This window comes from Duganella radicis (genome assembly GCF_009720825.1).
Lineage (GTDB): Bacteria > Pseudomonadota > Gammaproteobacteria > Burkholderiales > Burkholderiaceae_D > Rugamonas > Rugamonas radicis.
This window is the reverse complement of sequence record NZ_WNKY01000083.1, coordinates 1-8,823: the sequence shown is the minus strand read 5'-3', so window position 1 is coordinate 8,823 and position 8,823 is coordinate 1. Positions and strand designations below refer to the sequence as shown.

General features: G+C 68.7%; 5 protein-coding genes. 2 read left to right on the top strand and 3 right to left on the bottom strand.

Going from position 1 to position 8,823, the window contains the following annotated elements; translation table 11 throughout:
* Window positions 1–277 precede the first annotated feature (277 nt).
* Window positions 278–2,404, top strand: a complete 2,127-nt coding sequence (acpA, locus tag GM676_RS30740) for an acid phosphatase (protein WP_155468369.1) — start codon at window positions 278–280, stop codon at window positions 2,402–2,404.
* A 58-nt stretch (window positions 2,405–2,462) separates the two neighbouring features.
* Complete coding sequence (locus GM676_RS30735; protein WP_155468368.1) at window positions 2,463–3,965, top strand: tryptophan halogenase family protein; 1,503 nt, start codon at window positions 2,463–2,465, stop codon at window positions 3,963–3,965.
* On the opposite strand, the gene GM676_RS30730 is transcribed toward GM676_RS30735, so the two are convergent.
* The 3 genes from GM676_RS30730 to GM676_RS30720 form a co-directional block, all read right to left on the bottom strand.
* Window positions 3,934–7,077 (bottom strand): efflux RND transporter permease subunit, encoded by a 3,144-nt coding sequence (locus tag GM676_RS30730; protein ID WP_155468367.1) that lies wholly within the window; start codon window positions 7,075–7,077, stop codon window positions 3,934–3,936. The two genes, GM676_RS30735 and GM676_RS30730, sit on opposite strands and share 32 nt — an antisense overlap.
* Before the next feature lie 15 nt (window positions 7,078–7,092).
* Window positions 7,093–8,304 (bottom strand): efflux RND transporter periplasmic adaptor subunit, encoded by a 1,212-nt coding sequence (locus tag GM676_RS30725; protein WP_155468366.1) that lies wholly within the window; start codon window positions 8,302–8,304, stop codon window positions 7,093–7,095.
* Window positions 8,297–8,823: TolC family protein (locus GM676_RS30720; protein ID WP_170304391.1), on the bottom strand; the 527-nt coding region annotated here is incomplete at its 5' end. The genes GM676_RS30725 and GM676_RS30720, both read right to left, overlap by 8 nt.

The following is an 8,823-nucleotide window of genomic DNA, read 5'->3' as shown; positions in this document are numbered from 1 at the left end:
GCCGGCGGCGCGTAGGCGGCGCGCACGGGGTCGGCATCGGCTGACGCGGCGGCAGTGGCAGGCGCGGGCGGCGTGGCCGGCTGGCAGGCCGCCAGCAGCGTTGCCAGCACAACGGTATAAATCATTTTCATGCGCACAGCCTAGCAGCACGACATGACGGCTACATGACTGTTAGAAAACGATACAAATCGATACTTTTATGCCGGTTTCATTTCATCGTCCTGACATATTTGCTGCCTAGCATGAGCCGCTTTCATCCCCACCCTCAAGGCAGACCATGAAACCCTCTTTGAAAACGCTGCCGCTGCTGCTGGCGGCGGCCGGCATCGGCGCCGGCCTGATCGCCTGCGGCAGCTCGTCCGACAGCGCGCCCTCGTTCTCCGGCCAGGTGGTCGGCAGCTATTATGAAAACGCCGTGGTCTGCCTGGAAAGCAGCAGCGCCAAGCTGACCTGCGACAGCAATTCCGGCACGGTGCGCACCGGCGCCGACGGCAGCTTCACCATCACCGGCGCCAGCCACGGCGCCCTGCTGGTCACGGTCGGCACCGACGCCATCCGCCACGAGGCGCTCGGCGACGCCGGCACCAAGGTCACGCAAAAACTGGTGTTGCGCGCGCCGGACGGCCACACCGGCGTGATCGACGCCATCAGCACCGAGCTGAGCGCCCTGATGGACGCCAACGGCGGCGATTTCGCCAAGGCCAATGCCCAGCTGGCCGCGCGCCTCGGGGTGTCGGAAGCCAATCTGCTGGCCGACGTCAACAAGGTGTCCGGCGACGACCAGGCCAGGCTCAAGGCCGAGAACGACGTGATGACCGGCATCATCGCCAACGCCGCCGCGCAAACGGCGCCGGCCGACGTGGCCGCCACCATCACGGCCGGCGCGGCGCTGGCCAACATCAAGAACATCGTGGTGATTTACGCCGAGAACCGCGGCTTCGACAATCTGTACGGCCTGTTCCCGGGCGCCAACGGCGTGCCGGGCGTGAACCCGAGCTCCACCGGCGGCTACGTGGCGCAGAAGGACGTCGACAACAGCACCCTGCCGGTGCTGCCGCCGACCTGGGGCGGCATGACCGCCGCCGGCCAGTCGCTGGTGGTGACGCAGGCGCAGTCGGCCAACTTGCCCAACAAGCCGTTCCAGATCGACGACGCCAGCAGCCCGATCGCCCTCCCGCAATCGGTGATCACGCGCGACCTGGTGCACCGCTTCTACAACAACCAGATGCAGATCAACGGCGGCGCCAACGACAAGTTCGCGGCCTATTCCGACGCCGGCGGCCTGACCATGGGCTATTACGACGGCAGCAAGATGAAGCTGTGGGACATCGCCCGCCAGTACGCGCTGGCCGACAATCTGTTCATCGGCGCCTTTGGCGGCTCCTTCCTGACCCACCAGTACCTGATCTGCGCCTGCGCGCCGCAATACCCGAACGCCGACAAGTCGGTGGCGGCCGGTTCGATCGCCAAGATCGATGTCGACAGCAAGGGCAACTTCCTGCGCCTGACGCCGTCGGCCAGCGCGCCCGGCAGCGTGCTGAATGGCGCGCCGTCCTATGCCAACGATGGCGCCATCACCCCGGCCGACGCCAGCGGCATGTTCTACGCGGTCAACACCATGCAGCCGCCGTACCAGCCAAGCAGCAACGCCCCGGCCGGCGACGACAGCACCCATCTGTACGCCGACACCGCCAAGGCCACCACCCTGCCGCCGCAGACGCATAAGAATATCGGCGATCTGCTGACGGCCAAGAGCGTCGACTGGGCCTGGTACGCCGGCGCCTGGAACAGCACCAGCGCCAACGCCACCTCGGCCACGCGCGGCGCCTTCGCCAATCCGCCCAACTTCCAGTTCCACCACCAGCCGTTCAACTACTTCGCTAATATGGACCCGGTGAAGTTCCCGGCCAACCGCGCGGCGCACCTGAAGGATTACGACAGCCAGTTCGTGGCCGATGTGGCCAACGGCACGCTGCCGGCGGTGGCGTTCTACAAGCCGCAGGGCAATCTGAACCAGCACGCCGGCTACGCCTCGGTGGCCGACGGCGACGCCCACATCGCCGATGTGATCGCCAAGCTGAAGAAGAGCCCGCAGTGGAAGAATATGCTGGTGATCGTCACCTACGACGAGAACGGCGGCTTCTACGACCACGCCGCCCCGCCCAAGGGCGACCGCTGGGGTCCGGGTACGCGCGTGCCGGCGATCATCGTTTCGCCGTACGTGAAGAAGGGCACGGTCGACCATACGCAATATGACTCGGCCTCCATCCTGCGCGCCATCACCCACCGCTTCAACCTGCCGGTGCTGGACGGCCTGACCATGCGCGACAAGGCGCTGGCGGCCAACGGCGCCAAGCCGATGGGCGACTTCAGCGCGGCGCTGGCGCTGACGCCGCAGGAGTAAGGCCGCGCCCGCCGGGTCATGGTAGGCTATGCAGCCTAATCATGACCAGGGCAGGCGGATGGAGACAATACAGAAGGTGGTCATCGTGGGCGGCGGCACCGCCGGCTGGATGGCGGCGGCCGCGCTGGCGCGCGTGCTGGGCGACAAGGTGGAGCTGACTCTGATCGAGTCGGACGACATCGGCACCGTGGGCGTGGGCGAATCGACCATCCCCATGATCAAGCTGTTCAACCAGGTGCTGGGCATCGACGAGAATGAATTCGTCCGTGCCACCCAGGCCACCTTCAAACTGGGCATCGAGTTCCGCGACTGGGGCCGGCTGGGCGACCAGTATATGCACGGCTTCGGCATCTTTGGCCAGGACCTGGCCACCCTGCCTTTCTATCAATACTGGCTGCGCCTGCATCAGGCTGGCCGGGCGCCGGATCTGGCGCGCTATTCCATCAACCGCATGGCGGCGCAGGCCGGGCGCTTCATGCGCGCCGACCGCTCGCATGGCAATTCGCCGCTGGCCGACATCGTGCACGCCTTCCACTTCGACGCCGGCCTGTATGCGCGCTATCTGCGCCAGTATGCCGAGGCGCGCGGAGTGCGCCGCATCGAGGGCAAGGTGGTGGACGCACTGACGCGTGCGTCGGATGGCCATGTCGACGCGGTGCGCATGGAGCACGGCGAGTTGATCGGCGGCGAGCTGTTCATCGATTGCTCGGGCTTTCGCGGCCTGCTGATCGAGCAGGCGCTGCATACCGGCTTTGAGGACTGGTCGCACTGGCTGCCCTGCGACCGCGCGTGGGCGGTGCCGTGCGAGCCCGGTGGCGGGCTGCTGCCGTACACGCGGGCGACGGCGCGGCCGGCCGGCTGGCAGTGGCGCATCGGCTTGCAGCACCGCACCGGCAACGGCCATGTGTATGCGTCGCGCTTCATGAGCGACGATGAGGCGGCGTCTGTGCTGATGGACAGTCTGGATGGCAGGCCGCTGGCGGAGCCGAAGCTGCTGCGCTTCACGGCCGGCAAGCGCAAGCGGACGTGGAACAGGAATGTGGTGGCGCTGGGCCTGGCCTCGGGTTTTCTGGAGCCGCTGGAGTCGACCAGCATTCATCTGATCCAGTCCACCATTGCGCGTTTGATTTCCTTCTTCCCCGACACGGGCTTTTGCGCGGCCGATATCGCCGAGTTCAATCGCCAGTGCGATTTCGAGATCGATCGCATCCGCGATTTCATCATCCTGCATTACCACGCCACCGAGCGCGATGACACGCCGTTCTGGCATTATGTGCGCACCATGGACATCCCGCAGACGCTGCGCGACAAGCTGGATTTGTGGCGCACGCGCGGGCGCATCGTGCGCGTCGATAACGAGCTGTTCGCAGAAGCGGGCTGGTTGCAGGTGCTGCACGGCCAGCGCGTGGCGGCCGCCGGCCACCATCCGCTGGCCCATCTGCTCAGCGAAGCGGAGGTGGCCGACTATCTGGGCGATATCGCCGCGGTGATCGGCAAGTGCGTCGACCAGATGCCGACGCACGAGGCCTTCATCCAGGCCCACTGCGCCGCGCGCCGCTGAGGGCTTGGTGAAATACAGCGCCCCTATATACCTCCCTGTAGAGCAGCGGCAGCGCCAGCAAAGTCAGGGCGGTGGATGAGAGGATGCCGCCGATGACGACGGTGGCCAGCGGGCGCTGGACTTCGGCGCCGGTGCCGGTGGCGATCGCCATCGGGATGAAGCCGAGCGAGGCCACCAGCGCCGTCATCAGCACCGGCCGCAGGCGCGCCAGCGCGCCCTCGCGCACCGCCTGCTCGACGCTCCGGCCCTGCTCGCGCAAGGCGCGGATGGCCGAGACCAGCACCAGCCCGTTCAACACCGCCACGCCCGACAAGGCGATAAAGCCCACCGCCGCCGAAATCGACAGCGGAATGCCGCGCAAGGCCAGCGCCGCCAGTCCGCCGGTCAGCGCAAACGGAATCCCGCTGAACACCAGCAAACCATCCCTCAGATTGCCGAACATGGCGAACAGCAGCAGCATCACCAGCGCCAGCGCGGCCGGCACCACCAGCCGCAGGCGCTGCGAGGCCGATTGCAACTGCTCGAACTGCCCGCCCCACGCGGTCCAGTAACCGGCCGGAATCCGCACCTGCCGCAAGCGCTGTTCCGCCTCCGCCACAAACGAGCCGAGATCGCGCCCGCGCACGTTGGCGCTGACCACCACGCGCCGCTTGCCATTTTCGCGGCTGACCTGATTCGGCCCCGGCGCGACGTGCAGGCTGGCCACCTCGCCCAGCGGAATGAAACCGCCGCCCGCCGGCAGCGCCAACGGCAAGCGCCGGATCGCATCGAGATCGCCGCGCAGCGCGTCCGGCAGGCGCACCACGATGTCGAAGCGGCGGTCGCCCTCGAACACGGCGCCGGCCGGCGTCCCGCCCACCGCCGTGGCGATCACCTGCTGCACATCGGCGACGTTGAGGCCATAGCGCGCGGTGCGGGCGCGGTCGATATCGATGGTCAGCACCGGCAAGCCGCTGGTCTGCTCCACCTTCACCTCCTGCGCGCCGGCGACCTGGCCCAGCATGGCGGCGATGCGCGCGGCGGTGGTGTTGAGCACCTCCTCATCGTCGCCAAACAGCTTGACCGCGACATCGCTGCGCACGCCCGAGATCAGCTCATTGAAGCGCAACTGGATCGGCTGCGAAAACTCATAGGCGTTGCCTGGCAGCCGCGCCACCGCCGCCTGTATCGCCGCCAGCAATTCGGCGCGCGACTTCCTCGGCCGGGGCCACTGCGCTTCCGGCTTGAGCATGATGTAGCCGTCCGAGATATTCGGCGGCATCGGATCGGAGGCGATTTCCGCCGTGCCGGTGCGCGCGAACACCCGTTCGATCTCGGGGAACTGGCGCAGCAGCGTGGTCTCGATCCGTTGTTGCATTTCGACCGACTGGGTCAGGCTGGTGCCGGGGATGCGCAAGGCTTGCATGGCGATGTCGCCCTCGTTCAGGGACGGCACGAACTCGCTGCCCATGCGCGTGGCCAGCAGCAGCGACAGCGCCACCGCGATGGCGGCAAAGCTGAGCACCACCGGCACGTTGGCCAGCGCCCGCTCCAGCAGCGCGCCATACCAGCCGGTCAGACGCGGCGTGTGCTTTTCCGCCACGCGGTCGCCGATGCACAGCGCCAGCGCCGCCGGGATGAAGGTGACCGACAGCAGCATGGCGCCGGCCAGCGCCAGCACCACCGTCAGCGCCATCGGATGGAACATGCGGCCTTCCACCCCGGTGAGCGCGAAGATGGGCAGGTAGACCACCATGATGATCAGCTGGCCGAACAGCAGCGGCCGGCGCGCCTCCTGCGCCGCGCCGAACACCTCTTCAAATTTTTCCGCCCGCGTCAGCGGCCGGCCCAGCGTCGCCTGCGCGTGCGCCAGACGGCGCACACAGTTCTCGACGATCACCACCGCGCCATCGACAATGATGCCGAAGTCCAGCGCGCCAAGGCTCAGCAGGTTGGCGCTGACCTGGTACGCCACCATGCCGCTGAAGGTGAACAGCATGGACAACGGAATCACCATGGCGGTGATCAGCGCCGCGCGCAGATTGCCGAGGAAGACAAACAGCACCGCGATCACCAGCACCGCCCCTTCCAGCAGATTTTTCCTGACGGTCCGGATGGCCTTGTCCACCAGCGCGGTGCGGTCGTACACGGTGACCGCCACCACGCCCGGCGGCAGGCTGCGGTTGATGGCGGCCATCCGCTGGTCGACCGCCTGCGCCACGGCGCGGCTGTTCTGGCCGATCAGCATGAAGACCGTGCCCAGCACCACCTCGCGGCCGTTCTCGGTGGCGGCGCCGGTGCGCAGTTCGCGGCCGACGTCCACTTCCGCCACGTCGCGCACGCGCACCGGCACGCCGTCGGCGCTGCGCAGCACGACGTCGCGGATGTCGTCCAGCGTGCGCACCTGGCCCGGGGCGCGCACCAGCAGTTGCTCGCCGCGCTTCTCGATGTAGCCGGCGCCGGCGTTGCCGTTGTTGCGCTCCAGCGCGGTCAGCAGGTCTTGCAGGGTCAGGCCGTAAGAGGCCAGCCGCTGCGGCTGCGGCGCCACGTGGTATTCGCGCGCGTAGCCGCCGATGGTGTTGATCTCGGTGACGCCGGCGACGTTGCGCAATTGCGGCTTGACGATCCAGTCCTGGATCTCGCGCAGATCGGTGGGGGTGTAGGGCGTGCCGTCGGCCTTGCGCGCGTCCGGCCGCGCCTCCACCGTCCACAGGTAGATTTCACCGAGGCCGCTGGAGAGGGGGCCGAGCGCCGGCGCCACACCGTCCGGCAGCTTGCCGCGCGCCTGCTGGAGGCGCTCGCCCACCAGCTGGCGCGCGAAATAGATGTCGGTGCCGTCCTTGAACACCACGGTGATCTGCGACAGGCCGTAGCGCGACAGCGAGCGGGTTTGCTCAAGGCGCGGCAGGCCGGCCAGCACGCTTTCCAGCGGCACGGTGATGCGCTGCTCGACCTCCAGCGGCGCGTAGCCGGGCGCTCCGGTGTTGATCTGCACCTGCACATTGGTGATGTCGGGCACGGCGTCGATCGGCAGCTTCTGGTAGCTGTAGAGGCCCAGCGCGGCCATGGCGGCCACCAGCAGCAGGACCAGCCAGCGCTGCGCGATGGCGTAGCGGATAATGCGTTCAAACATGATCGGTCCTCCGCCTCAGTGCGCGTGTTCGGCGCTGTCCTTGCCCAGCTCCGCCTTCAGCACGTAGCTGTTGGCGGCGGCGTAGCGGGCGCCGGCGGCCAGGCCCTGCAGGATCTCGGTCAGCTTGCCGTCGCTGCGCCCCGGCACCACCGGTTGCACCGCGAAGCCCTGCGCCGTGCGCACGAAGACGGCCGGGCGGCCGTCAACGGTGTGCACCGCGTCGGCCGCCACCGTGACGGCCGCGGCGCTGCGGCCGGACTGCACGTCGACGTTGACGAACAGGCCGGGGCGCCAGGCGCGCGCGGGATTGGCCAGCGCCACGCGGGCGTTGGCGGTGCGGGTCTGTTCGCCCAGCAGCGCGCCGACGTAGATGATGGTTCCCTCGGCTTGGGCGGCAAAGGCGGTGGCGCGCACGGTGACGGTGTCGCCGACGCGCACGCGGTTCAGATCCTGCGGCGGCACGGCGAAATCGGCCCACACGGTGGACAGGTCGGAGAGGGTGAAAACGTTGGCGTCCTCCTTGATGGCTTCACCAAGCGCCAGATGTTTTTCCATCACCACGCCGTCGAACGGCGCGCGCAGTTCCAGCTGGTTGAGCCGGGCCCCGGCCGCCGCGCCGGCACCCAGCACGCTGAGTTTCTGACGCGCGTTTTGCACCGCCAGCTCGGCTTCCGCGTGGGTTTGCCTGGCTTGCAGGTAGTCCTGTTCGGCGGAGATCCGGTCTTGCCACAGCCGGCGTTCGCGCTCCAGCGTGGTGCCGGCCAGCGCCAGCCGCTGTTGCGCGGTCAGCAGCTCGCTGCGCTGCTCGGACAAGGCGCTGCTGGCCAGCACCGCCAGCAGCTGGCCGCGCCGCACGGTCTGGCCCAGCTGCGCGTGCACGGCGGTGACCACGCCGGCCAGCTTGGGCACCACGTGGGCGGTGCGGTCGTCGTTGAAGCGGATTTCGCCCGGCAGGGTGAGGATGGTGCTGATCGGCGCCGGCGCGGCCGTGGCCAGCCCGATGCCGGCCGCCTGGCGCTGCGCCTCGCTCAGCGCAATGGTCTCCAGCGCGCCGCCCGCGCCACCGGCAGGCGATGGCGCGGCGGTGCGCGGCGATGCGGCGGCCGGCGGGGCGTCGCTGTGCGGGCCCTCGTCGTGGCCATCGTCGCCCGGCTTGAGGATGAGCGCCGCCAGCAGCAGCGCGATGGCCGCCATGGCGGCGACGGTGATGGTTTGCCGCTTATTCATGATCGGCTCCGAGGACGCGGGTGATGGCCGCCTGCGCGCGATGAGCGTCGGCCAGCGTGGTGAGGTAGTGCGATTGCGCCTGCAACAGCGTGCGCTGCGCATCGAGCACATCGAGGAAGCCGAACTTGCCGTAGTCGAAGCCGGTGCTGGCCGCCTCGTAGGCGCTGCGCGCACCCGGCAGAATCTCGTCCCGCAAGGCCAAAGCCTGCGCCCGCGCCGCCGCGTAGTCCTCGCGCGCCTGCACCAGTTCCAGCTCCAGCCGCGAGGTCACCGCCGCCACCTCGTCGCGCGCCTGCCCGACGCGGGCCGCGCTCTCCAGCACGGCGCCCTGGTTGCGGTCGAACAAGGGCAGCGGCAGCGACAGGCCGATCACCGCCTGCGTGCGGCCCAGCTCCTCCGAACGCTTGCTGCCGACCGTGAGCGCCACGTCCGGCACCCGGCGCGCGCGCTCGAGCTGCGCCAGCGCCTGCCGCCGCGCCAGCTCGGCCTGCGCCATCTGCAAGCCCGGCGCCCGCGCCA